Consider the following 26,208-nt stretch of genomic DNA (forward strand, 5'->3'; position numbering starts at 1 on the left):
TGCGTCTATAGGGGCCGGGGCGCCCAGGGAGGCGTGGCCGTGGAACGTGTAACGAAGGGGGAGGGCGATCGGATGCCGCAGACCGAGTCACCAGGCACCGAGGTGGCCCCGCGAACCCGGCTGCGCTGGTGGACGGAACTGCCGCTGATCGTCGTGGTGTACGCCTGCTACTCGGCGGGCCGCCTGCTCGCGCGCGGCGACGTCTCCACGGCCGTCGACCACGGCCTGGCCATCCTGCGCGTCGAGAAGGCACTCCACCTCAACGCCGAGCACCCCTTGAACCGGCTGTTCACGCGCGAGGCGTGGATCGGCGTCCCGGCCGACTTCTGGTACGCGTCGCTGCACTACCTGGTCACCCCGGCGATCCTGATCTGGGTCTTCCGCTCCCGCGCGGTGCACTACCGCGCGGCCCGCACCTGGCTGATGACCTCGACCTTCATCGGCCTGATCGGCTTCACCCTGATGCCCACCTGCCCGCCCCGGCTGCTGTCGGCCGGGTACGGCTTCGTGGACACCATGGCGCAGTACAGCTCGTACGGCTGGTGGGGCGGCGAGGCCAGCGCGCCGCGCGGTCTGGGCGGCATGACCAACCAGTACGCGGCGATGCCGAGCCTGCACGTCGGCTGGTCCCTGTGGTGCGGGGTGATGCTGTGGCGGTACGGCGGGACCCGCCTGGCGAAGGCGGCGGCCGTGGTCTACCCGCTGGTGACGACGATCGTGGTGATGGGCACCGCGAACCACTACTTCCTCGACGCGGTCGCGGGCGCGGCCGTGATGGGCGCCGGACTGCTGCTCGCCCCGCTCGTCATGCGCGGCGCGGACCGGGTGAAGGCCCGTCTCGCGGCCGGCACCGCACCCGTCGTCGCACCCGTCCCGCAGGCCGCGGCGGCCGCACATGCCTCGATTGTCAGTGACGGATGCCAGACTTCGGCGGGTGAGCGAATTCCACGGCAGCGCGAGTCACGGTTCGGACCGGGAGCCGAGCCGGGTGCCGCACCCTCGGAGGCGGGGGACGGCGCTCCGGCAGCGGCTCGCTGAGCTGCGCGGTCCCGACGTACCGGCCAAGGCGCTCGACGCGCGTGCCCTCGCGGCGCTGGCCGCGAACCCGGGCTGCGCGCGGCGGGCGGTCCTCGACGGGGCCGGGGTGGACAAGACGAGACTCGCGGACGCGCTGGGCTCGCCGTCGGCCTTCGGGCAGTCGCAGTTCGCCCTCACCCGGGGCAACGCGTTCGAGGCGCGGGTGAAGGCGGACGGCGGGGCCGAGCTGCTGCGCCTGGCGCACCGGAAGCTGGACCCGCGGTCCGCGCCGCCCGAGGAGGGGCGGGTGCCGGACCTGTCCGCGGCCGGCCCGCAGGGGCGTGCCGCGCGTACGGCGCTGGCGCTGCGGGAGGCCGTGGAGGCCGGCGGCTGGACGCTGCTCGACCATCCGATGCTCGCCCTGGACGTGGCGGGGTCCCCGGCGTTCCTGGAGCCGGACGCGGTGGTCGTGCACCCGGACGGCAGCTGGACGGTCGTGGAGATCAAGTCGTTCCCGATGCTGGACGGCTCCGCCGACCCGGCGAAGGTGGGCGCGGCGGCCCGCCAGGCGGCGGTGTACGTGCTGGCCCTCGAGGAGGTCGCGGCCCGTCTGGAGCCGGCCCCGCGGGTGCGGCACCGGATCCTGCTGGTGTGCCCGAAGGACTTCTCCAACCTGCCCGCCGCGTCCGCGGTGGACGTGCGCAAGCAGCGCGCGGTGACCCGCCGCCAGCTGGCCCGGCTCACCCGGATCGAGGAGATCGTCGACGCGCTCCCCGAGGGCACCTGCTTCTCGCCCGAGCTGCCGGCCGCCGAGCTGACCGCCGCCGTGGAGGCCGTCCCGGCCGCGTACGCGCCCGAGTGCCTGTCCGCCTGTGAGCTGGCCTTCCACTGCCGCGCCCGGTCCCGCGCGCAGTCCGCGGTCGCCTCCCTCGGGCGCGCGGCCCGCGCCGAGCTGGGCGGGCTGACCACCGTCGGTGACGTGCTGGCGGCGGCCCGCGGCGAGAGCGGCGACCCGGACGACCCGGTGGTGGCCGCGCTGCGCCGTGCGGCCCGCCTGCGCGCGCAGGCGCTGACCGCCGTCGCGGACGGCCCGGACCGCGGCACGGGCGTCCCCGGCCAGGGAGGCGGAGGCGCCCCCGCCCGGCACGGCGCGGGCTCCCCCGCCCAGGAGGCCGCACCGTGTCGCTGATCACCACCCTCGCGCGGCTGGAGGCCGTCGACACCGGGCGGGCGCAGCCCGCCGCGACCGTGCGGCACCGGCACCTGTCGGAGCGGCCGCTGGTCCTCGTGCCGCTGATCACCGCCGGTGAGGCCGGGGCGCCGCTGGGCGCGCTGGTCGGCACCGACCGGGACGCGCCCCGGCTGCTGGTGGTCCCGCAGCCGCGCGACCGCGATCTGCGGTTCGCGTTCCTGGCGGAGCTGGCGGACATCGTGCTGCCGCACATCGACGCGTACGCGGACGCGGTGGAGGCCGCCGAGCGCACCGAGACGGACCCGGAGACCGGCAAGCGGGTCAAGGTCGAGGTCGAGCTGTGCGCGGACGCCCCGCAGCTGATCGTGCCGAGCCGCGCGGGCGTCGACTTCGTCCGGCTGCTGGGCCGCTCGATGCGCTTCCGGCGGACGGCGGAGCAGGACCCGCAGACGCCGCATCCGGCCCCGCCGCGGGTGCCGCTGCTGGGCCGCTGGCTGACGCACTACGCGGAGCGGTCCCGGGTGCCGGGCTCCTCGCTGCTGCTGGCGCTGACCGAGGTGCTGGCGCGGCACTGGGCGACGGGCCAGTCCAGCCTGGAGGACCAGCACCTGGGCGCGCTGCTCGCCTGGATCGACCCGCCGGAGGGCGGCTCGGGCGCCGAGGCGGCGCTGCGGGCGGAGCTGGCCCGGGACGAGCGGGGGCAGCTGCTGTGCCCGCCCGCGGGTCCGGCCACCGACCCGGCGTTCGACAACAAGCTGCTCGCTCCGGCGATCGAGCGCTACGACCGCGCGCGCGGCGCGCTCGCCGCCGCCGAGGACGGGCTGGAGGCGGACGACCGGCTCGGTGCCGTCACCGCCGCCGAGCGGGAGATCCGCGCCCTGGTGGAGAACGTCACGCGGCCCACCTGGGACGCGGTGTGGCGGGGCCTGGACCTGCTGCGGGCGCTGCCGGAGGGCGGGCACGTCGAGGAGCGGTGGACACGGGACCGCTGGTCGTTCACCGGCCACCGCGACCGGGTGCTGTCCGGCGAACCGCCGCAGCCGCGCCACGACGACGCGGTGACCGCGGCGAACAAGCTGGCCACGCGGGAGCGTGAGCAGGCCCGGCTGGAAGCGCAGGAGGCGCTGGACGACCCGCTGGTGATGGCGGGCCGGCGACTGGCCGGTGAGGCGTTCGCGGGCGAGGTCGTCGACGTGGAGATGGCGTACGGCGAGGGCAGGCGGCCCAGCCCGCGCCCGCTGGTCACGGTCCGCACGGAGGACCGGCCGTACCTCGGCGAGCGGGTGAAGGTGTACCGCTCGCTGGGCGGCAGGCCGCAGTCGTTCGAGTTCGTGGCGCGAGAGGACGAGGGCGCGGACGGCGCGGACGGCGCGCTGATCGTCCTGCGGACCCTCGACAAGATGGGCCGGGGCAAGGAGCCCGAGCCCGGATCCGTGCCCGAGAAGGGCGACCGCGTCTGCTTCACGCTGTTCGAGCACGAGCAGCGCGGCGGCGCCAGACTGCCGGACCCCGAGGACACCCCGTGGACGCACGGCGGTCCGCCCGGTGAGGAGACCGCCCCCGAACCCGCCGACCCCGTGACCGAGGAGGACGTGCTGTGACGGCCGAGGCCATCGCCGACCCCGGTGCCCCGTTCGACCCGGGCACCGCCGCCGCGCGGGCCACCGAGGCGATCCTGCGGGACACGCTGCACGGACCGGACCGCGGAGTCGTGGTGGACTCGCCGCCCGGCGCGGGCAAGTCGACCCTCGTCGTCCGGGCGGCCCTGGAACTGGCCGACGCCGGGCGCCCGCTGATGGTGATCGCGCAGACCAACGCCCAGGTCGACGACCTGGTGCTGCGGCTGGCCGAGAAGAGCCCCGAGCTGCCGGTGGGCCGGCTGCACAGCAGTGACGCCGATCCGTACGACAAGGCGCTGGACGCGCTGCCGAACGTCCGTACGTCGGCGAAGGCGGCCGATCTCACCGGTCTGCCCGTCGTCCTGTCGACCGCCGCGAAGTGGGCGCACGTCAAGGTCGACGAGCCGTGGCGGCACGCGATCGTCGACGAGGCGTACCAGATGCGCTCCGACGCGCTGCTCGCCGTCGCCGGGCTGTTCGAGCGGGCGCTGTTCGTCGGCGACCCGGGGCAGCTCGACCCGTTCGCGATCGTCGGCAGCGAGCAGTGGGCGGGGCTGTCGTACGACCCGTCGGCGTCCGCGGTGACGACGCTGCTCGCGCACAACCCCGGTCTGCCGCAGCACCGGCTGCCGGTGTCCTGGCGGCTGCCCGCCTCGGCCGCGCCGCTGGTCTCGGACGCCTTCTACCCGTACACCCGGTTCCGCAGCGGCACCCGCCACGGCGACCGGAGGCTGGCGTTCGCGGTCCCGTCGGACGGCTCGGGCCCCGACCGGGTGATCGACGAGGCGGCCGCGTCGGGCTGGGGGCTGCTGGAGCTTCCCGCGCGGCACACCCCGCGCACCGACCCGGAGGCGGTGCGGGCGGTGGCGACGGTGGTGCGCCGCCTGCTCGACCGGGGCGGCGCGGCCACCTCGGAGCGGTCCCCCGATCCGGCGCCCCTGACCGCCGAGCGGATCGCCGTCGGCACGGCGCACCGGGACCAGGCGGCGGCCGTCCGCGCGGCCCTCGCCGAACTGGGGGTGAGCGGTGTCACCGTGGACACGGCGAACCGGCTCCAGGGCCGGGAGTACGACGTGACGGTGGTCCTGCACCCGCTCTCCGGCCGCCCCGACGCCACGGCCTTCCACCTGGAGACGGGCCGGCTGTGCGTGCTCGCCTCCCGGCACCGGCACGCGTGCATCGTGGTGTGCCGCGCGGGCGTCGGCGAACTGCTGGACGACTATCCGTCGACGGAGCCGGTGCAGCTGGGGACGCTGGTGAAGTTCCCGGACGGCTGGGAGGCGAACCACGCGGTCCTGGCCCACCTGGCGGAACACCGGGTGAGCTGGCGTTCCTAGGGGGTGTCGTCGGACTCCCGTCGTCGTCCGCAGGACGGCCCTGCGGCGTCCGGTGCGTGCTGTCGGCGCGCCGGGCGGAAGTCCGCGTACTGGGCGTACCCGGGCTTTCGTCCGGTGCGGCGCGAGTGCGTGCCGGGCGTCGCGGGGCAGACGGGAGTTCGACGACACCCCCTACGGGGCGCCCGCGAAGTCCCGCCGCCCCGCGGCGCCCGCACGCGGGGTGCCGCCCCTTGCCCGGCGGGTCTCCCGGCGGGCCGCCCCTCCCCGCCGTGACGTGGGCGACGTATCGCAAAATCCGGGAATGAAGCTCCGGGTGCCCCCGGTTGACGCCCGTGACCCACCGCATGGCGACGAGAGCAGGAGGCCCACCGTGGCGGCAGACGACACCCGGGACGCCGAGGACCGCACGAGCGACAGCGACGGCATCCGGGGCACCGCCCACGGCTCCGCCCCCACCCCGCTGTCAGTGCTGGACCTGGTCACGGTCAGCGCGGGCAGCACCTCCACGGACGCCCTGCGCACCAGCGTCGCCCTGGCCCGGCTGGCACAGTCACGGGGCTTCCACCGCTACTGGGTCGCCGAGCACCACTCCATGCCGGGCGTCGCCTCGTCCTCGCCCGCGGTGATCCTCGCCCATCTCGCCGCCCACACCGACCGCATCCGGCTCGGTTCGGGCGGTGTGATGCTGCCCAACCACGCCCCGCTGGTCATCGCCGAGCAGTTCGGCACCCTGGAGGCGATGGCCCCCGGCCGGATCGACCTCGGTCTCGGCCGCGCGCCCGGCACCGACGGCGCCACGGCGGCGGCCCTGCGCCGCACCGACCGCCCCGACGAGGGCGCGGACGACTTCCCCCGGCAGCTGGCCGAGCTGACCCGCTTCCTCGACGACGACTTCCCCGACGGCCACCCCTACCGCCGTGTCCACGCCGTGCCCGGCCCCGTCCAGGCCACCTCCCCCGGCGGCGTGCAGTCCCGGCACCGCCCGCCGGTGTGGCTGCTGGGCTCCTCCGGGTACAGCGCCCGGCTGGCCGGCCTGCTGGGCCTGCCGTTCGCGTTCGCCCACCACTTCTCCGCACAGAACACCGTCCCCGCGCTCGACCTGTACCGGGAGTCCTTCAAGCCGTCCGAGGTGCTGTCGGAGCCGTACGCGCTGATCGGTGTCTCGGCGCTGGCCGCCGACGAGGAGCGGGTGGCCCGCCGCGAGGTGAGGGCCGCCGTGCTGAGCATGATCCGGCTGCGCACCGGGCGGCCCGGCCTGGTGCCCGGTCCGGAGGAGGCGGAGGCGTACGAGTTCGGCCCCATGGAGGAGGACTTCGCGCGGTCGTGGAGCGCGAACGTCGTCCACGGCACCCCGGACGAGGTCCGCAGCGGCCTGGACGACCTGCACAAACGCACCGGCGCCGACGAACTGATGATCACGGCCAACACGCCCACCGCCGAGGTGCGGCTGCGCAGCTTCGAGCTGATCGCCGACGCCTACGGCTTGCCTGCCGCCTGACCCGCGGGGCAGGCCAGCAGCTCGGAGATGCGGTCCGCGGTCACCGGCCGGGAGTACAGCCAGCCCTGGCCGGTGTCGCAGCCGATCCGGCGCAGTCGTCCGGCCTGCGCGGAGGTCTCCACGCACTCGGCGGTGACGGTCAGCCCGAGCCGGTGCGCGAGCTGGATCATCGCCTCGACGATGACCTCGTCGGCGGGGCTGGCGTGGGCGCTGGTGTCCTCGTACTGGAAGCCGCGCACGAACGACCCGTCCAGCTTCAGCACGGACACCGGCAGCCGGCTGAGATAGGCGAGGTTGGAGTAGCCGGTGCCGAAGTCGTCGATGGCGATGCGCACACCCATGTCGCTGAGTGCCTGGAGGGTGCGCAGCGGGCGGCCCGACGAGCCCATGACGGCGGACTCGGTCAGCTCCAGTTGCAGCAGGTGCGGGGCGAGACCGGTCTCGGCGAGCGTCTCGGCCACGTCCGCGACCAGGTCGGAGTCCCACACCTGACGGACCGCCACGTTGACGCTGACGAAGATGGGCGGCTCGTCGGGGTTCTCGAGCTGCCAGCGGCGGGCCTGGCGGCAGGCGGTGGCGAGGATCCAGCGGCCGAGCGGGACGATCGCGCCGTCCTCCTCGGCCAGTCCGATGAACCGGTTGGGCGTCAGGGTGCCGAACTGCGGGTGGTTCCACCGCACCAGCGCCTCGACGCCGCTGAGGCGTCCGTCCGCCATGCCCACCAGCGGCTGGTACTCCAGGGTGAACTCGCCCCGGTCGATGGCCGGGCGCAGGGTGGAGGCGAGCGCCTGCCGGGTCATGCGGTGCGCGTTGCGCTCGGGGTCGAAGAGCGTCCAGCGGGCCTTGCCGTCGGCCTTGGCCCAGTACAGCGTGGTGTCGGCGGCCTGCATCAGACCGGTGGCGGTGGTTCCGGTGGCCTGCCGTTCGACGACCCCGATGGAGGCGGAGACGCTGAGCCGCTGCCCGGAGAGGTCGAACGGGGCCTGGAGGGCGTTGAGGACGGACTCGGCGAGGTCGGCCAGTTGCTCGGTGCCGGTGGAGTCCTCGACGAGCAGGGCGAACTCGTCACCGCCGAGCCGGGCGACCAGCGGCGCGCCGGAGCGGGTGTACCCGGCCTTCTCGGCGCAGCGGGTGAGCCGGTCGGCCACGGCGGCCAGCAGCCGGTCGCCGACGCGGTGGCCGAGGGTGTCGTTGATGGCCTTGAAGCCGTCGAGGTCCAGGTAGCACAGGCCGATCCGGCCGGTGCCGCCGCGGGGGGCGGACTCGGCGTCGAGGGCGGTGGAGAGACGCTCGAAGAAGAGGGTGCGGTTGGGCAGCCGGGTCACCGGGTCGTGCATCTGGAGGTGCCGCAGCTGCGCCTGGAGTTCGCGCCGTGCGCTGATGTCGGTGACGGACAGCAGGACGCCGGGTGCGCCGTCGGCGAGCGGGGCGACGGTGATCTGCGCCCAGACGGCCGGCCCGTCGGGGTGCTTGAGGCGACGGGTGCAGCGGAGTCTGGCCTGCCGGCCGCGCAGCACCTCGCGGTAGGCGTGCCAGGTGCGGGGGTCGGAGGCGAGGTCGAGCAGGTCGGCGGCGACGCGTCCGGTGAGCGCGCCGGGCGCGGTGCCGAAGAGGGCGGCGAGGGTCCCGTTGGCGGTGACGACCCGTCCCTCACGGTCGACGACGGCCATGGCGAGGGGCGCGGCGGCGAAGGCGGAGCGGTAGGAGTCGGCTCCGCGGGCCGGCCCGGCGTTCGCACCCGGACCCGAGCCGTCACCGCGGGACACGCCGGCGCCCGGACCCGAGCCGTCACCGCCGGACGCGCCGGTGCCCGGACCTGTGTCCGCACCGCCGGGCGCGCCGGCCTCCGCGGCCGGGTTCCCGTGCTCACGGCCGGACCCGCCGTCCGCCGGGCCCGGGCCGTCGCCGCGGGACGGGACGACGGTCGTGTCCGCGTCCTCGCCCGGGGGCGCCGGAGCGGCGGTGTACACGTCCTCGCCCACGCGCAGGAAGGCGACGGCGTCCGTACCACCCGATGCCCTCGGGTCACTGTCTGTGACGGCCGTACGGATGAGGTCTGCCGCGGGCGTCGGCCCTTCGGAGGTTCCGCTCACCGCTCGCTCCCGCAGTGCACTCGATCGTCGTCCGCGCAGGAAAGTGTGCCGATCATAGAGGCTGCCCTCCGGCCCTTCCAGCCACTGCCCGCCACTCAAGACATACCCACTTCGCGGGCGGATCGTTTCTGCCCACGGCCGGACGGGTTCGACGGTCTCCGACCACTGGTGACGTTCCGTGAGCACATCGGGGGTGTCGCCTTCCGGACCGCTGTCGCGCCTCACTCGTCCGGGCCAGACAAACAGGACGCAGTACGACAATCTGCCACACGCTGGTTGCGGTGTCCCCCCGACCGCATCCGGAGGTCCTCGTGCCGCGTCCGCTCCCGCGCCCCCGACTGCGCAGCACCGCGGCCGTGTTCACCACCCTGGCGGCCCTCGCCGCGACCTCCCTCTTCACCGGCCCCTCCGTCGCCGAGCCCTTCTCGGCGGCCCCCTGCGCCCTGCAGCGCACGAAGGTGCACCACTCGGAGGGCCTGGACACCTGGAACGCCGCCTATCCCCGGCCGGCCCGTTCGCTCGACGCGGTGATGGTCTTCCTGTCCTTCCCGGACTCCGAGCCGCTGACCACCCCGGCGGAGCTGACCGCGGATCACTTCCCGGTGACGAGCCGCTACTTCGCACAGGCGTCCTACGGCCGGTTCACGCTGCGCCCGCACCCGCTGCGCAACTGGATCCGGATGCCGCGCCCGTCCACGGCGTACGCCATACAGCGCGACTGGAGCGCCCCGCATCGCGCCGCCTATCTGCGCGACGCGCTCGCGGCCAGCGACCGGCAGGTGGACTACTCGCGCTACGACGTCGTCTACCTCGTCGCCGATCCGCACGCGCCCGGCGTGGACTCGGACGCCACCAAGGTGGTCAATCTGGACAGTCCGCTGCGGGCCGACGGCGCGGACATCCGGCGGGTCGTCACCGTGTTCGAGAACCATCCGCCGGACCGGCTGGTCCTCGCCCACGAGACCGGTCACGTGTTCGACCTGCCCGACCTCTACCACCGCCCGGCGGACGGCAAGGGCGACTGGGACACCCATGTCGGCGACTGGGACCTGATGGGCAGCCAGTTCGGCCTGGCGCCGGACCTCTTCGGCTGGCACAAGTGGAAGCTGGGCTGGCTGGAGGAGCGCCAGGTGGTGTGCGTGCCCGGCAGCGAGCCGGCCCGGCTGACCCTGGAGTCACTGGGTGCCGGCCCGGGTGTGCCGGCGACGGGGACCGCCGGGGTGCCCGTCTTCGGCTCCGGCCGCGGGACCAAGCTGGCGGTGGTGCGCACCGGCCCGGACCGGGTGCTGGCCTTCGAGGCGCGCGGCGCGGTCGGCAACGATCACGCCACCTGCCGGCAGGGGGTCCTGGTGTACCGGGTGCGCAACGGCGCCGAGTCCGGGGGCGGGCCGGTCCAGGTGCTGGACGCCCATCCGAGGACGGAGGCCTGCTGGGAGAACTCGGTCTACCCCGCGCTCGCCGACGCCCCCGTCGGGGTGGGCGAGAGCTTCACCGTGCCCGGCGAGGACGTCCGGGTCGAGGTCGAGGGACGGACGGCGTCGGGCGCGTGGACCGTCAAGATCTCGCCGGCGCGGGAGAGCTGACCGCGGTACGGGAAAACGGTGCCGGGAAACGCGAAAGGGCGTTCTCGGAATCGAGAACGCCCAGGTCAGCGACCTTATCGCTAGTGCGCCGCCAGGGACTCGAACCCCGGACCCGCTGATTAAGAGTCAGCTGCTCTAACCAACTGAGCTAGCGGCGCCTGCTGACGTCGTAGACCTTAGCATCCTGCTCGGCGGGAGGTGAAATCGAAATCCGCACCGCCGCCCGGGCCACCCGGACCGCCGCCCAGAGCAGCACCTCCGGGCCGGGCAGCCAGGGGTGACGGGTGTCCGGAGCGACGATCCAGCGGGACCCTGCGCCGGTCGCGGCGGGCTCCGGGCCGGTCGGGGCGGGGACGGTCACGGCGTCGCCGTTGCCATGGCAGAGGAGTGGCGGGATCTCGCCGGTGCGGCCCTGGCAGCCCCACTCCTCCCACTCCATCAGCGAGGGCAGCCGGTGCGCCGTGCCCGGCGCGGCGAAGAGCAGCACCCGGCCCCGGTGCAGCGCCACCGGTCCGGAGCCGGGCCCTTCCTCCCAGAGCCGGTCCAGCATCCGGCGGCCGAAGACCGCGGGAGCGCTCACCACGTCGAAGACGGCACCGCAGGGCAGCACGACCGGGGCGTCCGGCCGCTCCTCCCACAGCGCGAGAGTGCTGCGCGGATACGTTCCTGCCGCCGAGGCGAGCCAGGAGGCTCCGTCGAGAGTCACTGTGCTGCTGCTCATGCCACCCAGGTCTACCCGCTGTGCCCGTCCGGTCTCACAGAGTTGCCGGAAACCGGGACAGCCGGGGCCGGGAGCGGGTATCGTGCCCGCCTGGCATATGCCTGTGGATCACTCAGACCGGCTCGGGCCCTCGCCCGTCCGCTCCCCGCAGCAGTTCCCGGCCGAACTCGACCATCTTCTTGGCGTAATCCTCGGTCCACTCGGCGCGCTCGGCGATGTCCGCGGTCGTCAGCCGGTCGAACCTGCGGGGATCGGCCAGCTGGGCCGCCGCGATCGCCTGGAACTCGACGGCACGGTCGGCCGCCGCGCGGAAGGCGAGCGTCAGCTCGGTCGCCCGCGCCAGCAGCGCCCGCGGGTCGTCGAGGGACTCCAGGTCGAAGAAGTGCTCCGGATCGCCGGCCGCCTCGGCCGGCTCGAAGAGCAGGGGCGCGGGGCGTAGCCGCGGTTCGTTGCGACGCGGCGTGGGCTCCGCCATGTCGTGGCCTCCTCATACGGACGGAATGCGGGATACGGAACGGGAGGGACGCGGGATGCGGACGGGCCACGGGGGACCGCCGCCGGCCGCGGGCGGACCGCGGACGAGCGCGGGCCGGCCGCGCGGGGACCGCGGGTGGAACGGGTGGCCCGCCCCGTCGTGACGGCCGGACCACCCTCCATTGTCCCCCGTCCGCGCAAGGGGGCCGTAAGCGTCCGTCGCCGAGGAGGCCGTGAACGGCGACCGGACCGGGTCAGACCTGGACGATCGGCTCCCGGGTGAAGAGCGCGCCGAGGGCCGGGGCGTTCACCCGGCGGTCGGCCAGCCGCAGCGCCTCCCAGGCCGTGACCTGGTTGCCGGTGAGCACCGGCTTGCCCAGGTCCTTCTCCAGCGAGGTCAGGTACGACACCGTGTGCAGGGCGGTGTCCGGCAGCAGGACGGCCTCCGCCTCCGCGTGGTCGGCGGCGCGGGCCAGGGCGAACAGCTCGGCCTCGCCCCAGGCGCCCACCTCGGCGGCGGTGCCGGTCCCGGAGGCGTGCACGGCGACCACCTCCAGGCCGCCGGCGCGCAGGAAGTCCGCGAAGAGCCCGGCGACACCGTCCGGATAGGTCGCCCCGACGGCGACGCGCCGCACCCCCAGCTCCCGGGCGGCGTGCACGAAGCCGAAGGACGTCGAGGAGGCCGGCATCCCGGCGGCGACGGCGAGGCCCCGGACCTGCTCGTGGGCCTCTTCCCAGCCGTACCCGAAGCTGCCGCTGGCGCTCGCCCACACCACCGCCTCGGCGCCCGTGTGCCGCAGCTCCTGGACGCCCGCCGCCAGCCGCTCCGGGGAGCCCAGCACACGCAGCGCGTCCGCCCGGTGGGCGTCCTCCCCGAGGTCCGTGTGGACCAGGTCCACCCGGATGTCACTGCCCAGCAGCTGCTCGATACGGGGATAGTCGTCCTCGGCCGAGTGGCCCGGGTAGAGGAATCCGAGTGCGGTCATGTCCAGCCTTCCTGCTGTCTGCGGCAGTGCGGGGGGCCACGCGCACACCGCCCGGTCCAGCACAGCCCGATACGGCCCCACCGCTCGGGTACCCCGTCGGCGCGGTGCCGCCCACATCTCACTTGGCCGGCCGAGACCACGGCATGCGGACGGCGGTGGACCCACGCCCTCCAGGCGGCGGGCGGCCGTGCGAGGTGGGCGGCCGTACGGGACGGGCGGCCGTGCGGGGCAGGTGCGCCACCGTGACGGCTGTCACATCCGACGGGCAGCACGGTCTCCGTCCTCGCGCACCGCACGCACTGGTGCATGCACCTGGCATATGCCAGCGCTCTACGCGCAGCTCACAGGGGCGGAATCTCGTCAACTGCCGCTCACTACAAGCCGCTTGCCGGTTATCGTGGAACCGGCCCGAACGCCGGGTCACGGCACATTGACTGAGCGCACAGGGGGAACACCGTGGCGCTGAAGCACGAGCCGACCGCGCCGTACCACTCGGTTCAGGACGCCCTCCGCGTCCTGGAGACGGTGGCACGGCATTCCACAGGTGTCACCGACACCGAGATCGCCCGCCACGCCGGCCTCGACACGGAGCGGCTGACCACCCTCCTGCGGATGCTGCGGCGCGAGGGCTACGTCGAGCAGGTGACCGACGGGGCGTACGTCACCGGCGCGGCCCTCGCCCGCCTGGGTTCCGCGCACGGCCGCGACCGGGCCCTGCGCGACCACCTCCAGCACACCCTGGACCGGCTGCGGGACTCCGTGGGCGCCGCCGTCTACCTGAGCCGGTACGTCGACGGCGAGGTCCGGGTCACCCAGTACGCCGACGGCCCGGCCACCCCCGCGGTCAACGAGTGGGTGGACTTCCGCTGCTCCGCGCACGCCACCGCGGTCGGCAAGAGCCTGCTGGGCCAGCTCGACCACAAGGGCCGGCTCGACCACCTGGCCCGGCACAGGCCGGCCCGGCTCACCTCGCGCACGATCACCAGTGACAAGCTGCTGCTCTCCCGGCTGGAGTCGCAGCCGCCGACGGTGCCGGTCCTCGACCTCCAGGAGTACGCGGTCGGCACGGTCTGCGCGGCCGTCCCGATCACCGCGGGCGCCACGGTCGGCTGCCTCGCGCTGTCCCTGCCGGTGGAGCAAGCCCATCGGCTCCGCCAGGCCGCGGACACCCTGAACCGGAACGCGGCGCCGGTCCTCCTCTCGCTCGCCATCTGATCCGCCCCTGGTCCCCGGTGGTCCGGAGCACCCCCGGGGACCAGGTAGTATTTTCTTCGTCGCCGGCCGCGAAGAGCGGAAGGCGGGAGTCATGCGCCGCTAGCTCAGTTGGTTAGAGCAGCTGACTCTTAATCAGCGGGTCCGGGGTTCGAGTCCCTGGCGGCGCACAGAAGAGGGCCCCCTCGCGAGAGCGAGGGGGCCCTTTCCGTTGCCCGCTAGAACGTGACGTCCGAGCAGGCGTAGAAGGCGTTACCGGTGTCCGCGACCGTCCACACCGCCAGGATCACGTGCCGTCCGCTGAGCCCGGACGGAATCGTGCCGCTGTGCGAGAGGGTCTGCGGCGGACGCTTGCCGCCGTACGGGACCGTCAGGAACGGTGTCAGGTTGAGGTCGGACCGGGACAGGTTGTGGTTCTGGTCCCAGCCCGGCTTGGTGATGTAGTACTTGAAGTCGGTCGTGGCGTGCATCGCCGTGAACTGCCAGCGGAAGGTGTAGCTCTGCCCGCCGTTGACCTTGGTGGCCGGCCAGGCGCCGCCCGACGGCGTACGCGGGGCGTCGAGCTGGGCGAACGGCGTGTTGTTGCCGGAGCAGAGCCGGCCGTCGGCGGGCCCGGAGGCCGGGAAGCCCTTGGGACCCTCGACGCTCTGCGGCTCCCACTGGATGGCGCCGCAGTTGGTGACCGTGCCGTTCTGGCACAGCTTCTGCCTGCTGATGGGGAGGTCGGTGTAGCCGTGGCCGCTGGCGCCGCCGGAGGAGAGCACAAGAGCTCCGGTCGTCGCCAGTCCCACCACGGCCGCGGACAATTTGGTCTTGGTGCGCATGCTGCCGCTCCTGGTGAACGTGGGGGAGGTTCGGTGAGCCGTGCGGTGGCGCGGTTCACTTGGGTACCGCGTAGGTCTAGACCAAGGCCCAGGCTATTGCCGATAGTTGAACATGTCCATACCAATCACCGGCCGGTTCCCGCGCGCCGCCCGCCGGCCCCCGCCCCGCCGCTCGCCCGCCGCTCACCCGCCGGTCTCCCCCCGCCCCGCGCAGAACGCCACCGTCAGGTCCTTCACCAGCGCCTTCCGCTCGTAGTCGTCCAGCTCCACCAGGCCGCGCATGGTCAGCCGGGTCACCGTGTCCTCCACCGAGTCCACCACCGAGGTGAGCACGCTCGCCCGGTGCTGGGCGTCCAGCGCGGCGATCCGGCGGCGGTGCATCGCCGCGGCCACCTCCGGTGCGTACTCGATCCGCACGGGCTGCACCGAGAACACCTCCAGGCCCACCGGTGCCGCGTCCGCCCGCACCAGCCGGCTCAGCGTCTCCCCGGCCGCCGTCACCGACCCGCCCCCGCCGGGCATGTCCACCGGCACCCGCGCCAGCGCCGCCTCCACGCACTCGCGCAGATAGCCCTCGTGGTCCTCCACCCCCAGCACGGCCCGCGCGGTGTCCCGCACCCGCCACACCACCAGCACCACCACCCGCAGCGCCACACCCCCGCCGTCCGTCGCGGGCATCGGCTCGCTGCGCCAGTGCCGCAGCCGTACGTCGACCCGGCGGCGCAGCAGCAGCGGATTGACCCAGAGCAGACCGGTGCGCCGCACCGTCCCCCGGTACCGGCCGAACAGCCCCAGCACCCAGGCCCGGCCGGTCCGCCCCCGGGCCAGCCCGCCGAAGCCGAACAGGCCGAGCGCCCCGGCCCCGGCGTACGCCGCCCACTGCGCCGGACCGAGCCCGGCCGCCGCGACGCCGGGCAGTCCCAGCGCCTCGGACGCGAGCGGCGGCAGCGTGCCCGCCCACCAGGAGGTGGCCAGCACCCCGGCCGCCCCCAGCGTCCCGGCGAGCACCCCGGCCGCGCCGGGCAGCACCCGGGCGGGCCGCTCGGCCAGCTCCGGGTCGGGCTCCGCCACGGGCCGCGCCCGCGCGGGCACCGCACGTCCCGGGCGCGGCTGCTCCCCCGTGCCGTGCCGGCGCCCCACGACGGCCGGCCCGAGCGGCACCGGGTCACCGGGCTCGTCACGGAACAGCAGGTGGACGGGGATCTCGGTGGTCGCCTCGTTCTGGATGAGCCGCACGGGCCGGGACGGCCCCTCGGACTCGGGTGTGGGTGACGTGGTCGTGGTCATTCCTGCCTCCAGCCTCCGCGCCAGATGCTCCCCACGAGGGGGTGTCCCAACAGGGGTGTGCCGCGGCGCGGGGCGCGTCGCGACCGGGGTCCGGGTCGTCACGAGAAGAGCCGCCGCCAGGTCTCCGGCCCCGGACAGCCGTCCGCGGCGCCGCCCCGCCACCCCTGGGCGCGCTGGAAGGCCTCCACGTTGCGCCGGTCCGCCTCCCCCCAGCGGGGGCCCGGCCCGGTCGTGTAGTGCTTGCCGAACCCCTTCCGCACGAGCTGCTCGCCGAGCAGCGTGACGTACGGGTTGCTCGCGCCCGGCCGGAACATCCCGCGCCCCGGGAACACGGGGACCCGCGGGGCCGGGGCACCGGACGGGCCGGACGGCCCGGCCGTACCGGCCGTGTCCGCCGTGATGTCCCTGCCCCGGCCGCCGGCCAGCAGCGCCCACGTCTTCGGCCCGGGCAGCCCGTCCGCGGCACCGCCCGTCCAGCCCTGGGCCCGCTGGAACGCCCGGGTCGCCCGGCGGTCGGCCTCGGTCCAGCGGGGGCCGGGGCCCGAGGTGTAGTAGGGGCCGGCGCCGCGCTCCACCAGCATCCGGCCGAGCCGGGCGACGTGCCGGTTGTTCGCGCCGGGACCGAAGTAGGCCGCCCCGGGGAAGGGGTCCGCCGCGGCCCCGGCGTCCGGCCGGGCGCCCGAGGTGCCCGGGGCGCCCGCGCCGACCCCCTTGTGGCGGTAGGCGGCATAGCGGTCGGAGTTGGTCCAGTAGGCGTAGGGGGTGACCTGTGCGCGGGCGTGCGGACGGGTCGCCTCGTAGGCGGTGTAGGAGGAGCGGGTGTGGTCCGTCCAGCCACCGAAGATCACCACGTGCGAGCCCCGCTGCGGGTCGTCGGGGTTGTGGAAGAGCAGGATGTCACCGGGAGCCAGCTCGTCCTTGCCGATGCGGACCCCGTACTGGCCGAGGGTGCCGGTCCACTCGTTGCCCGGCAGGTTCCAGGCCATGGAGACGAAGCCCGAGCAGTCCTGCCGGTACCCGTCCCGCCAGTACCGGGTCATGCTGTACGGCACCTTCTGCGCGACCCAGGTCTTCGCCCGCCGGATGATCTCCGCACGGGTGGTCGCGGGCGCCCTGGCCGGGACGGCCGGCAGGGCGGGCCGTCCCCCGGGGCCGTGCAGCGGGGCCTTGCCGCCCTGCGGGGTGTCGGGCTCGCCGCCCGCGGGGTCACCGGGGCGCTGGGGGGCGTGCGGGGCGGCGACGGCGGGCGCCGGCTGTCCGGCGGCGAGGGCGGCGGAGGCCGCGGCCGTGACGGCCAGGGCGCGGGAGGCGACGGGGCGGCCCCCGGACGGGAGCGGGAGGGAGCGGCGCCGGGCGGCGCAGCCGGGGCAGTCGCAGTCGTGTGGGGGGTCGAGTTCGGTGAAAACCGGGGTCTCCATGCGATTCGCCTCACACTCCTGGCGGAAATGTCCACGCTTGTGCACGCTGATCAGTTTCACAACTGTGGCCGGGGCGCGCATGTTGACGGTCCGAATGATGTACGGCACCGCGCGGCACCCGGCGGCCACCGCCCCGCCCCGCTCGGGTGGTCGGGAGCACCCTCGGAGGTCATGTAGAGTTAACGACGTCAGCAGGCGCCGCTAGCTCAGTTGGTTAGAGCAGCTGACTCTTAATCAGCGGGTCCGGGGTTCGAGTCCCTGGCGGCGCACAGACGGAGCAAGGCCCCTCGCGCGAGCGGGGGGCCTTCTCGCTGTGCGGGCCGGCCTCATGCCGATGCGTTCCGCACGGCCGGAGCGGCTCCCGCTGAACGGAGCGCCCCCGCCGGCCGTACGAAAGGGGAGGGCGCGTCGCGCCGGGCGGCATAGAATCCCCGGTTCACGGAGCGGTGCCACGGGGGGCATCATGCAACCGGAAGCGCGCAGTCCCCTGTCTATAGGGTGTGGACCATGTGGTGACTGCCGCGCACCACCGACACGTCCGTGAAGGTCGAGGGGGACCGGGCCGGGCGAAGGAACCGACATACACGCGGTGAGCCGCGTGTGGGGGGATGACTCATGACGTCGACGCCGACGGGCGACCGGCAGGAATTCGACCCGTCACAGACCACTCAGCTCAGGGTGCCGGGGCACCGGATGAGCACCACGGGGACCTTCCGCCGGATCAAGAGGACGCTGCCGAAGTACGACTACGAACACTACAGCCGGCTGGCCGGGCCCCTCACCCAGCCGGACCCGCACAAGCCGTACACGGTGCAGTACCGCTCCCTGATATCCCAGGAGCCGCACCGCATACGCGTGGCCCTGATGCTGATGGCGGCGCCGGTGCTCTCGGTCGTCCTGCTGGTCTGGCTGCTCCAGCCGGAGCACTGGACGGAGCGCGACTACCCCCGGTACGACTTCCTCCCCACGCTCGACGTCGTGATGCTCGTCTCGATCGGACTGATCGAGTTCTTCCGCTGCATGAACGTGCTATCCAACGCGCACGCCACCCTGGTCGCCCGCGACCCGGTGCCCGTGGTCCCGGAGACCGGCACCCGGGTCGCCTTCCTCACCTCCTTCGTGCCCGGCAAGGAGCCGCTGGAGATGGTGACGAAGACCCTGGAGGCGGCGGTGCGGATCCGCCACCGGGGCGTGATGCACGTGTGGCTGCTCGACGAGGGCGACGACCCGGACGTCAAGGAGGTCTGCGCCCGGCTCGGTGTGCGCCACTTCTCCCGCAAGGGCGTCGCCAGGTGGAACCAGGCCAAGGGGCCGCACCGCGCCAAGACCAAGCACGGCAACTACAACGCCTGGCTCGACGCGCACGGCGACGACTACGACTTCTTCGCGTCCGTCGACACCGACCACGTGCCGCTGCCGAACTACCTGGAGCGGATGCTCGGCTTCTTCCGCGACCCGGACGTCGGCTTCGTCATCGGCCCCCAGGTCTACGGCAACTACGACAACTTCGTCACCAAGGCCGCCGAGTCGCAGCAGTTCCTCTTCCACGCGCTGATCCAGCGGGCCGGGAACCGGTACGGCGCGCCCATGTTCGTCGGCACCTCCAACGCCGTGCGCATCAAGGCGCTCAAGCAGATCGGCGGCCTGTACGACTCGATCACCGAGGACATGGCGACCGGTTTCGAGATCCACCGCCACAAGAACCCGGCGACGGGGAGGAAGTGGCGCTCGGTGTACACCCCGGACGTGCTCGCCGTCGGTGAGGGCCCCAGCGCCTGGACGGACTTCTTCACCCAGCAGATGCGCTGGTCGCGCGGCACCTACGAGACGATCCTCAAGCAGTACTGGAAGGGCTGGTACTCGCTGCCGCCGGGCAAGCTCTTCAACTACACGATGATGATCATCTTCTATCCGATGGCCGCCATGAACTGGATCCTGGCCGCGCTGAGCTGCGCGCTGTTCCTGGGTCTGGGCGCCTCGGGCGTGAACATCGATCCCACCGTGTGGCTGATGCTCTACGGCAACGCCTCCGCGCTCCAGATCGGCCTGTACATCTGGAACCGCCGCCACAACGTCTCGCCGCACGAGCCGGAGGGCTCCGGCGGGGTGGCCGGCATGGTGATGTCCGCGCTGTCCGCGCCGCTGTACGCGAAGGCGCTGATCGACTCCGGCCTGCGCCGCAAGAGCAAGTTCGTGGTCACCCCCAAGGGCGACTCGGCGAGCCCGGACCGCTGGTTCGGCACCTTCCGGTACCACTGGTACTTCATTACGATCTTCGGTGGCTCGATCGCGGCCGGCTTCGCCCTCGGTCACGCCCACCCCGCGATGATCACCTGGGCCTGCTTCGCGCTGCTGATCACCGCCACACCGCTCTACGTGTGGCGCCACGAGCTGCGCCAGGACCGCAGGAAGCAGCAGCGCCGCAGGCGCAGGAGGCACGCCGCGGCGCCCGCGCCGCGGCCGCAGGACGCCGAGCCCGCGCCGGCGCCCGCGCCCGGGGCGCCCCACGGCCAGCCCTGGGCCGCCTCCGGCGGGGGCGCCGACCAGACCATGCAGATCGCCCTTGGGGGACGTAAGGAATGAAGGACCGTGCAGGCCGCCGTCGCGCCCGTCGAATAGCGATCGGCACGACGGTGGTGCTCGCGCTGGCCGGGATGAACGGACCGTGGCTCTACCGCTTCGGCTCCGAGAAATACCACCAGTACAAGATCAGCAGGCCCGAGTACAAGGCCGCCAACGGCCAGTGGGAGATCATCGAGTTTCCCGAGGAGTACCGGCAGAACACCATTCACGCGGCGCTGCTGCACACCGGCAAGGTGCTGCTCGTCGCGGGGTCCGGCAACAACGAGGACAATTTCGACGCGAAGAAGTACGACACCCGCGTCTGGGACCCGGTCAAGGGCACCATCAAGAAGGTGCCGACGCCGACCGACCTGTTCTGCACCGGCCACACCCAGCTCGCCAACGGCAATCTGCTGATCGCGGGCGGCACCAAGCGCTACGAGAAGCTCAAGGGCGACGTCACCAAGGCCGGCGGCCTGATGGTCGTCCACAACGAGAACCCGCACAAGCCGATGACGCTGCCCGCCGGAACGAAGTTCACCGGCAAGAGCAACGGCAAGACCTTCGTCTCCAAGGACCCGGTGCTCGTGCCCCGGGCGAAGAAGGTCTACGACCCGGTCACCGGCGAGTACCTGCGCAACGACCCCGGCCGCGGGCGGGTCTACGTCGAGGCGCAGAAGAGCGGCCCCAGGTACCAGACCGGTGCGCAGGACAACTACCGGGTGCAGGGGCTGAACGGGGTCGACACCCGCAACACCTACGGCATGGCGGAGAAACTCGCCCTGGACAAGAAGGACTTCCAGGGCATCCGGGACACCTATGAGTTCGACCCGGTCGCCGAGCGGTACATCAAGATCGACCCGATGAACGAGGCACGGTGGTACCCGACCCTCACCACGCTGGGCGACGGCAAGATCCTGGGAGTGTCCGGCCTCAACGACATCGGGCAGCTGAACCCGGGCAAGAACGAGGTGTTCGACCCGAAGACCAAGAAGTGGACGTACACCGGCACGCTCCGCCAGTTCCCCACCTACCCGGCGCTGTTCCTGATGCAGAACGGCAAGATCTTCTTCTCCGGGTCCAACTCGGGCTACGGGCCGGCCGAGGTGGGCCGTGACCCGGGCATCTGGGACGTGAGGACCAACGACTTCACCAAGGTCCCCGGACTGAGCGACGCCGACCAGATGGAGACGTCGGCGACCGTGCTGCTGCCCCCGGCGCAGAACGAGACGTACATGGTCGTCGGCGGCGGCGGAGTGGGTGAGTCCACCAAGTCCAGCAACAAGACGCGGATCATCGACCTCAAGGCCGACAAGCCGAGGTACGTGGACGGGCCGACGCTGGAGAAGGGCACGCGCTACCCGCAGACGTCGATCCTGCCGGACGACACCGTGCTGGTCTCGGGCGGCGCGCAGGACTACCGCGGCCGCGGCGACTCCAACATCCTGCAGGCGCGGCTCTACCACCCGGAGAGCAGCACCTTCGAGCGGGTCGCCGACCCGCTGGTGGGGCGCAACTACCACTCCGGTTCGATCCTGCTGCCGGACGGCTCGGTCATGTTCTTCGGCTCGGACTCGCTGTACGCGGACAAGGCGAACACCAAGCCGGGCAAGTTCGAGCAGCGGATCGAGATCTACCGGCCGCCGTACATGTTCCGGGACTCACGGCCGTCGCTGTCCGGCGGGCCGCAGACGATCGCGCGGGGCGGGTCGGGGACGTTCACCTCGCCGCAGGCGTCGTCGATCGAGAAGGTGCGGCTGATCCGGCCGAGCGCGTCGACGCACGTGACCGATGTGGACCAGCGGTCGATCGCCCTGGACTTCACGACGTCCGGCGACAAGATCACGGTGACCGTGCCGAAGAACCGGAACCTGGTGCAGTCCGGGTGGTACATGCTGTTCGTCGACGACGAGCAGGGCACCCCGTCGGAGGCCCAGTGGGTGCGCGTCCCCTAGGGGGCGTCCCGGGCGGCTGAGGGCCGCGGTGCCGGTTGTGCGGAACCCCGCGCTCCTTCGGGGCGCGGGGTTCGCCGTCACCGGGATCATCCTCGCGCGAGCCCCAGCGCGTAGTCGGCCCACCACTCGCCCGCCTTCGGGCCGCCCTTGCACTCGCCGTCCGACTCCCCGGGGCGCTTGATCCAGAGGTAGGCGTCGACGAGGGGGTCGGCGGTGCGGGTGGTCGGCGGTTCACCGAGGGCACGGCCCGGCGGGTTGCACCAGCGCTCGCCGGGGTCGCCGCCGGTGTACGGGCCGTTGCCGTTGCGGCTGGTGTCGATGACGAACGGCTTGCCGCCCACCTTGGCGGACAGCTGCTTGCCGTAGGCGATGGACTCCTCGGTGGAGTAGAAGTTGGAGACGTTCACCGAGAAGCCGTCGGCCCCGTCGATGCCCGCCCGGCGCAGCGGCTCGAAGATCTGGTCGGGGTGGCCCCAGCCGGCGTTGCCCGCGTCCAGGTAGACCTCGGTCGCCCGGAGCGACGTCAGCTTGCCGATGGCGTACCTCAGGAGGTCGTACCGCTCCTCGTGGTACTCGTCCGGGGTGCAGCCGTCCACCAGGTGCAGGACCGCGTCCGGCTCCAGGACGATCGTCGCGGGGCGGTCCGCGACCCCCGCGGCGACCCCGTCGATCCAGGCCCGGTAGGCGTCGCCGTCGGCGGCGCCGCCGCCCGAGTACTGGCCGCAGTCGCGGTGCGGGATGTTGTAGAGGACGAGCAGGGCCGTGCGGTCCGCCTCCCCGGCGGCCTCGGTCAGTGCGCGGACCTGCTCCTCGGGGTTCTCCGGGCCGATCCACTCGGCGGTCGGCTGCTGGGCGATCCTGCGGATCTGCTCGGCCTCGGCCTCCTTGCCCGCCTCGTCGTAGGCGGCGGCCTGCTCGGCGGCCCTGCTGTCCGGGTTGACCCAGAACGGGGCGCGGTTCTTGGGCTGCTGGGTGATACCGGCTCCGGCGTCACCCGGTTCCGGCCCGTCCCCGGAGGAGCATCCCGCGATCAGCAGCGCCGCCCCCAGCACCGCCGCGCCCGCCCGTGCTCCGGCCGCCCCCCTGCTGCCGAACATCCCACTCCCCCTCGTGCCCTGTGCCAGGGGCCCATCCTGACACAGGGCGGCGGACGGGCCGGGTCAGAGGCCCGTGCCGGTGAGGTAGGCCGAGACGATCACGTTGGCGGTGTAGCTGCGGCTGGACCGGTCGAAGCTGCCGCCGCAGGTGATCAGCCGCAGTTCGGCGCGGCCTTCGTGGCGCGGCCCGTACGCCTGCCGGGCGTCGAAGCGGTCGCGGGTGAGGACCTGGATGTCGTCGACCGTGAACTCGGCGACCTGCCCGTCGGCGCGCACGACCCGGATCGTCTGCCCGGCCCGCAGCGCGCTGAGCTTGTAGAAGACGGCCGGCCGGGTCTCGGTGTCGACGTGCCCGACGAGCAGCGCGGTGCCCGCCGCGCCGGGTGCGGCACCGGCCGCGTACCAGCCGACGACGCCCGGCTGGTCGTAGGGCGGCGGATCGACCGCGCCCCGGCCGTCGAGGCCGCGTGCCACCACCGGGGCCTGGATGCCGAGCCCGGGGATGTCGAGGCGCTGGGGCAGTGCCTCGCCGAGCGGGCTGCGGGCGGGGGGCAGCCGGACGTCGGGGGGACGCCCGACCGCCGCCATGTCACCGGTCTTCGGACCGGATATGCCGTGCCGTACGTCGGTCACCTCCCGGCCCCACAGCCACAGCCCGAGCAGCAGTACCGCCCAGGCCACGCCGGTGAGCAGCCGTCCGGTGCCGGCGGAGCGTTCCGGTTCGGACATGGGTCAGCCCGCCCTGCGGTTCCGGCGGGCGCCGCGGGCCGCGACGACCACGGCGGCGCCGGCCGCGAGGAGCAGCCCGGTGACGGTCTGGGCGACGCCCGGGCCGGTGCTGCCGGTCCGCACGGCCGCGAGGTGGGCGGTGCCACCGCCGCCCGCGCGGACCGGGGCGGTCGGCGAGGCGGGTGCGGCCGGGGTGGCCGCGGAGTGCCCGCCCCCCGTGCCGACAGTGAGGACGCTCGTCAGGGATGTGTCACCGCAGGTGATCCGCACGTCGTACGGGCCGGGGTGGGCCGTGGAGCGGACCTTGGTCTCCCCGCCGAGGGTGCCGCCCTCGGCGGCGGTGAGCCGGGCGTCGGAGACGAACGCGTCCGAGGCGGCGGCGCCGGTCCTGCCGGCGCACCCGGTCACCCGGAGCGTGATGTCGCCGCCGGGCGCCGGGGACGACGGACTGACCTGCACACCGCCGCCGTCCGCCGCGTGGGCCGCCACCGGGGTGAGGGCCGCGGCGAGGACCAGGGCGCCGGTACTGAGTGTGAGTCGCAGAGAACCCATCGTGAACCTCCAGACATCTGGAGACTCCCCCGCGCGGCCCCCTCCCGCATCCTCGGAAGGGGCCGGACTGCTCCGAACGGGTGCGGTTCGCCCCACGGGTGGTTTAGCGGGACGGGCGCACGGCCCTCAGACGAGGTCCACGAGGCCGGCGATCGAGTCGACGACCTTGGACGGGCGGTACGGGAAGTCCTCGATCTGCCCGGGCCGGGTCAGGCCGGTGAGGACCAGGAAGGTCTGCATGCCGGCCTCGATGCCGGCCAGGACGTCGGTGTCCATCCGGTCGCCGATCATGGCGCTGGTCTCCGAGTGGGCGCCGATCGCGTTGAGGCCGGTGCGCATCATCAGCGGGTTGGGCTTGCCCGCGAAGTACGGCTTGCGGCCGGTGGCCTTGGTGATCAGCGCGGCGACCGCGCCGGTGGCGGGCAGCGGGCCCTCGGTGGACGGGCCCGTCTCGTCCGGGTTGGTGCAGATGAACCGTGCGCCGCCGTTGATCAGCCGGACCGCCTTGGTCATGGCCTCGAAGGAGTAGGTGCGGGTCTCGCCGAGGACGACGTAGTCCGGCTCGTGGTCGGTGAGGATGTAGCCGATGTCGTGCAGCGCGGTGGTCAGGCCCGCCTCGCCGATGACGTAGGCGCTGCCGCCGGGGCGCTGGTCGTCGAGGAACTTGGCGGTGGCGAGGGCCGAGGTCCAGATGTTCTCGATCGGCACTTGCAGACCCATGCGGTTCAAGCGGGCGTGCAGGTCGCGCGGGGTGTACATCGAGTTGTTCGTGAGGACGAGGAACGGCTTGCCGGACTCGCGGAGCTTCTTGATGAAGGCGTCGGCGCCCGGGATGGGCACGCCCTCGTGGATCAGTACCCCGTCCATGTCGGTGAGCCACGACTCGATGGGCCTGCGGTCTGCCATGTGCTGCAACTCCTGGCGTACGTGCGGATGTACTGGGGCGCCGGAACCACGGCGTACCGACGCCCCCAGACTAGTCAGGAGGCGGCGATCGTGACCCCGTCGGTCACCTGGTGACCAGGTGCCGGCGCCGGTATGCCGGCGGCCGGCGGCGCACGTCCCGCGAGGAGGGCCGCGGGCGCCGCGGGCGCCTCAGCGGCGCCTGCGGCGGCCGAGCAGCGCGGCGCCGGAGAGCAGCAGCAGCGCGGTGGCGGCGAGGGCGCCGCGGGCGAGCGGGGACGGGCCGGTGGCGGCGAGTTCACCGGGGAGGCCCGGGAGGGGGGCGCTGTCGCGCCGCCCCGGGAGCTCCGTGGCCGGGGGCCGCGTCCCGCTCCCCGGCTCCGCGGTGGGGTGCGCGTCGGGGGCGGCGCTGGTGGCGGCGCCGCTTTCGGTACCGGTGTCCGTGCCGCTCCCTGTGTCGGCGCCGCTGTCGGTGCCGGTACCGGTGCCGGGGTCGGTGCTGGTGCCGGTTCGGGGGGCGGTGGGGCGGTCCTGGGGGGCGTCGATGGCGAAGCGGTAGTCGTTCGACTGCCCGACCCAGTCGCCGTCGTCGTCCCGGCGCTGGACGACCGCCGCGGTGGCGGTGACCCGGTTGGCCACGGCGTCGGAGGTGACGGCGAGGCGGACCTTGACGCTGAGGGTCTTCCCCGGACCGACGGTGAAGCCGGGGAAGCCGTCGTCGAAGGCACCGACCAGCTCGTCCCGGTCGGTGGCCTCGAAGCGGACGGGGTGCGGCTGGGCGCGGTGGCCGTCGTAGAACTCCAGGAGGGGCTGCGAGGGTTTCAGCTCCCGCTCCTCGTCCACGAGCACGATCACCGGGTGGACGCCGGTGCAGGGCCGGTCGGTGGTGTTGGTCAGGTCGAGGTACCAGGTGCCGTAGCCGCCGCCGGCCGGGTAGCTCCGGGGCCCGCCGTGGATGCGGGTGGTGAGGGGGAACGTACGGGCCTCGGGGGTGGCGCACGCCGGAGCGGCCGCCGGATCCGCGTGCGCGGGGGCCGGCACGGCGAGCAGGACGGCGGCGGCTGCGAGGCAGCACGGGGCGGCCGCGCGTCGGAGCGGTCTCGAAACCAGTCGCATGAACACATGACCATGCCGGGTGGGGGCGGGCGT

The 26,208-nt window shown here is 73.6% G+C and carries 21 protein-coding genes and 3 tRNA genes; 11 read left to right on the plus strand and 13 right to left on the minus strand.

The window, feature by feature from the left end:
• The first annotated feature begins 72 nt into the window (after window positions 1-72).
• The 5 genes from SGLAU_RS12660 (at window position 73) to SGLAU_RS12680 (ending at window position 6,663) form a co-directional block, all read left to right on the plus strand.
• The gene (locus tag SGLAU_RS12660) at window positions 73-1,038 is read left to right on the plus strand and encodes a phosphatase PAP2 family protein (protein WP_043501121.1); all 966 of its coding nucleotides are present in this window, start codon (window positions 73-75) and stop codon (window positions 1,036-1,038) included.
• The gene (locus SGLAU_RS12665) at window positions 989-2,206 is read left to right on the plus strand and encodes a hypothetical protein (RefSeq protein WP_208868986.1); all 1,218 of its coding nucleotides are present in this window, start codon (window positions 989-991) and stop codon (window positions 2,204-2,206) included. The genes SGLAU_RS12660 and SGLAU_RS12665 overlap by 50 nt, the downstream gene beginning before the upstream one ends.
• On the plus strand, window positions 2,197-3,810 hold the full coding sequence (locus tag SGLAU_RS12670) for a hypothetical protein (RefSeq protein ID WP_043501124.1): 1,614 nt from the start codon (window positions 2,197-2,199) through the stop codon (window positions 3,808-3,810). The genes SGLAU_RS12665 and SGLAU_RS12670 overlap by 10 nt, the downstream gene beginning before the upstream one ends.
• Window positions 3,807-5,165 (plus strand): AAA domain-containing protein, encoded by a 1,359-nt coding sequence (locus SGLAU_RS12675; RefSeq protein ID WP_043501126.1) that lies wholly within the window; start codon window positions 3,807-3,809, stop codon window positions 5,163-5,165. Before SGLAU_RS12670 ends, SGLAU_RS12675 begins: the two co-directional genes overlap by 4 nt.
• 301 nt (window positions 5,166-5,466) lie before the next feature.
• Window positions 5,467-6,663 carry an LLM class flavin-dependent oxidoreductase gene (locus tag SGLAU_RS12680; protein WP_078957694.1) on the plus strand — a complete coding sequence of 399 codons (1,197 nt, stop codon included), beginning with the start codon at window positions 5,467-5,469 and terminating at the stop codon, window positions 6,661-6,663.
• Here the strand turns inward: SGLAU_RS12680 and SGLAU_RS12685 are convergent.
• Window positions 6,642-8,756: a putative bifunctional diguanylate cyclase/phosphodiesterase gene (locus tag SGLAU_RS12685; protein ID WP_244315203.1), complete on the minus strand. Its 2,115-nt coding sequence runs from the start codon at window positions 8,754-8,756 to the stop codon at window positions 6,642-6,644. The two genes, SGLAU_RS12680 and SGLAU_RS12685, sit on opposite strands and share 22 nt — an antisense overlap.
• Before the next feature lie 281 nt (window positions 8,757-9,037).
• Here SGLAU_RS12685 and SGLAU_RS12690 point away from each other — a divergent pair, with 281 nt between their 5' ends.
• Window positions 9,038-10,339 carry a M6 family metalloprotease domain-containing protein gene (locus SGLAU_RS12690; RefSeq protein ID WP_244315204.1) on the plus strand — a complete coding sequence of 434 codons (1,302 nt, stop codon included), beginning with the start codon at window positions 9,038-9,040 and terminating at the stop codon, window positions 10,337-10,339.
• A gap of 84 nt (window positions 10,340-10,423) precedes the next feature.
• Here SGLAU_RS12690 and SGLAU_RS12695 read toward each other — a convergent pair.
• From SGLAU_RS12695 to SGLAU_RS12705, 4 genes are all read right to left on the minus strand, one after another.
• Window positions 10,424-10,497, minus strand: a tRNA-Lys gene (locus SGLAU_RS12695).
• Window positions 10,488-11,060: a bifunctional DNA primase/polymerase gene (locus SGLAU_RS33145; protein WP_063838871.1), complete on the minus strand. Its 573-nt coding sequence runs from the start codon at window positions 11,058-11,060 to the stop codon at window positions 10,488-10,490. The genes SGLAU_RS12695 and SGLAU_RS33145 overlap by 10 nt, the downstream gene beginning before the upstream one ends.
• Before the next feature lie 112 nt (window positions 11,061-11,172).
• Window positions 11,173-11,535 (minus strand): hypothetical protein, encoded by a 363-nt coding sequence (locus SGLAU_RS12700; protein WP_043501133.1) that lies wholly within the window; start codon window positions 11,533-11,535, stop codon window positions 11,173-11,175.
• 253 nt (window positions 11,536-11,788) lie between these two features.
• Complete coding sequence (locus tag SGLAU_RS12705) at window positions 11,789-12,520, minus strand: aspartate/glutamate racemase family protein (protein ID WP_043501134.1); 732 nt, start codon at window positions 12,518-12,520, stop codon at window positions 11,789-11,791.
• A gap of 456 nt (window positions 12,521-12,976) precedes the next feature.
• Between SGLAU_RS12705 and SGLAU_RS12710 the strand changes: the two genes are divergently transcribed.
• Both SGLAU_RS12710 and SGLAU_RS12715 read left to right on the plus strand, forming a co-directional pair.
• A complete protein-coding gene (locus SGLAU_RS12710) occupies window positions 12,977-13,735 on the plus strand; it encodes an IclR family transcriptional regulator (protein ID WP_043501136.1) in 759 nt (252 codons plus the stop codon).
• A 93-nt stretch (window positions 13,736-13,828) separates the two neighbouring features.
• Window positions 13,829-13,902: transfer RNA gene (locus SGLAU_RS12715), tRNA-Lys, on the plus strand.
• 48 nt (window positions 13,903-13,950) lie between these two features.
• Here the strand turns inward: SGLAU_RS12715 and SGLAU_RS12720 are convergent.
• From SGLAU_RS12720 to SGLAU_RS35225, 3 genes are all read right to left on the minus strand, one after another.
• Window positions 13,951-14,556, minus strand: a complete 606-nt coding sequence (locus SGLAU_RS12720) for a lytic polysaccharide monooxygenase (RefSeq protein ID WP_043501138.1) — start codon at window positions 14,554-14,556, stop codon at window positions 13,951-13,953.
• 183 nt (window positions 14,557-14,739) lie between these two features.
• Entirely contained in the window at window positions 14,740-15,843 is a 1,104-nt protein-coding gene (locus SGLAU_RS12725; protein WP_043501139.1) for an SPFH domain-containing protein, read from the minus strand.
• Between the two features lie 98 nt (window positions 15,844-15,941).
• A complete protein-coding gene (locus SGLAU_RS35225; RefSeq protein ID WP_043501141.1) occupies window positions 15,942-17,261 on the minus strand; it encodes a peptidoglycan-binding protein in 1,320 nt (439 codons plus the stop codon).
• A gap of 195 nt (window positions 17,262-17,456) precedes the next feature.
• On the opposite strand from SGLAU_RS35225, the gene SGLAU_RS12735 reads away from it, so the two are divergent.
• The 3 genes from SGLAU_RS12735 (at window position 17,457) to SGLAU_RS12745 (ending at window position 21,778) form a co-directional block, all read left to right on the plus strand.
• A tRNA-Lys gene (locus tag SGLAU_RS12735) sits at window positions 17,457-17,530 on the plus strand.
• Between the two features lie 346 nt (window positions 17,531-17,876).
• Window positions 17,877-19,844, plus strand: a complete 1,968-nt coding sequence (locus SGLAU_RS12740; RefSeq protein WP_043501143.1) for a glycosyltransferase family 2 protein — start codon at window positions 17,877-17,879, stop codon at window positions 19,842-19,844.
• Window positions 19,841-21,778: a kelch motif-containing protein gene (locus SGLAU_RS12745; RefSeq protein ID WP_043501145.1), complete on the plus strand. Its 1,938-nt coding sequence runs from the start codon at window positions 19,841-19,843 to the stop codon at window positions 21,776-21,778. The genes SGLAU_RS12740 and SGLAU_RS12745 overlap by 4 nt, the downstream gene beginning before the upstream one ends.
• Window positions 21,779-21,864: 86 nt before the next feature.
• On the opposite strand, the gene SGLAU_RS12750 is transcribed toward SGLAU_RS12745, so the two are convergent.
• The 5 genes from SGLAU_RS12750 to SGLAU_RS12770 form a co-directional block, all read right to left on the minus strand.
• Window positions 21,865-22,875, minus strand: coding sequence for a glycoside hydrolase family 6 protein (locus SGLAU_RS12750; RefSeq protein ID WP_043501147.1), 1,011 nt, complete (start codon window positions 22,873-22,875; stop codon window positions 21,865-21,867).
• A 63-nt stretch (window positions 22,876-22,938) separates the two neighbouring features.
• The gene (locus tag SGLAU_RS12755; RefSeq protein ID WP_043501150.1) at window positions 22,939-23,604 is read right to left on the minus strand and encodes a class F sortase; all 666 of its coding nucleotides are present in this window, start codon (window positions 23,602-23,604) and stop codon (window positions 22,939-22,941) included.
• Between the two features lie 3 nt (window positions 23,605-23,607).
• Window positions 23,608-24,156 (minus strand): hypothetical protein, encoded by a 549-nt coding sequence (locus tag SGLAU_RS12760; RefSeq protein ID WP_043501152.1) that lies wholly within the window; start codon window positions 24,154-24,156, stop codon window positions 23,608-23,610.
• Between the two features lie 126 nt (window positions 24,157-24,282).
• A complete protein-coding gene (locus SGLAU_RS12765; RefSeq protein WP_043501153.1) occupies window positions 24,283-25,062 on the minus strand; it encodes an HAD-IIA family hydrolase in 780 nt (259 codons plus the stop codon).
• A gap of 189 nt (window positions 25,063-25,251) precedes the next feature.
• Window positions 25,252-26,175 (minus strand): hypothetical protein, encoded by a 924-nt coding sequence (locus tag SGLAU_RS12770; protein WP_043506564.1) that lies wholly within the window; start codon window positions 26,173-26,175, stop codon window positions 25,252-25,254.
• Window positions 26,176-26,208: the final 33 nt, after the last annotated feature.

Source organism: Streptomyces glaucescens, from assembly GCF_000761215.1.
Lineage (GTDB): Bacteria > Actinomycetota > Actinomycetes > Streptomycetales > Streptomycetaceae > Streptomyces > Streptomyces glaucescens_B.

Coding starts and splice junctions, on each gene's coding strand:
- SGLAU_RS12745 (WP_043501145.1), top strand. CDS start 19,841: ATGAAGGACCGTGCAGGCCGCCGTCGCGCCCGTCGAATAGCGATCGGC.
- SGLAU_RS12750 (WP_043501147.1), bottom strand. CDS start 22,875: ATGTTCGGCAGCAGGGGGGCGGCCGGAGCACGGGCGGGCGCGGCGGTG.
- SGLAU_RS12705 (WP_043501134.1), bottom strand. CDS start 12,520: ATGACCGCACTCGGATTCCTCTACCCGGGCCACTCGGCCGAGGACGAC.
- SGLAU_RS12660 (WP_043501121.1), top strand. CDS start 73: ATGCCGCAGACCGAGTCACCAGGCACCGAGGTGGCCCCGCGAACCCGG.
- SGLAU_RS12770 (WP_043506564.1), bottom strand. CDS start 26,175: ATGCGACTGGTTTCGAGACCGCTCCGACGCGCGGCCGCCCCGTGCTGC.
- SGLAU_RS12755 (WP_043501150.1), bottom strand. CDS start 23,604: ATGTCCGAACCGGAACGCTCCGCCGGCACCGGACGGCTGCTCACCGGC.
- SGLAU_RS12700 (WP_043501133.1), bottom strand. CDS start 11,535: ATGGCGGAGCCCACGCCGCGTCGCAACGAACCGCGGCTACGCCCCGCG.
- SGLAU_RS12765 (WP_043501153.1), bottom strand. CDS start 25,062: ATGGCAGACCGCAGGCCCATCGAGTCGTGGCTCACCGACATGGACGGG.
- SGLAU_RS12680 (WP_078957694.1), top strand. CDS start 5,467: ATGAAGCTCCGGGTGCCCCCGGTTGACGCCCGTGACCCACCGCATGGC.
- SGLAU_RS35225 (WP_043501141.1), bottom strand. CDS start 17,261: ATGGAGACCCCGGTTTTCACCGAACTCGACCCCCCACACGACTGCGAC.
- SGLAU_RS12725 (WP_043501139.1), bottom strand. CDS start 15,843: ATGACCACGACCACGTCACCCACACCCGAGTCCGAGGGGCCGTCCCGG.
- SGLAU_RS33145 (WP_063838871.1), bottom strand. CDS start 11,060: ATGAGCAGCAGCACAGTGACTCTCGACGGAGCCTCCTGGCTCGCCTCG.
- SGLAU_RS12720 (WP_043501138.1), bottom strand. CDS start 14,556: ATGCGCACCAAGACCAAATTGTCCGCGGCCGTGGTGGGACTGGCGACG.
- SGLAU_RS12740 (WP_043501143.1), top strand. CDS start 17,877: ATGACGTCGACGCCGACGGGCGACCGGCAGGAATTCGACCCGTCACAG.
- SGLAU_RS12760 (WP_043501152.1), bottom strand. CDS start 24,156: ATGGGTTCTCTGCGACTCACACTCAGTACCGGCGCCCTGGTCCTCGCC.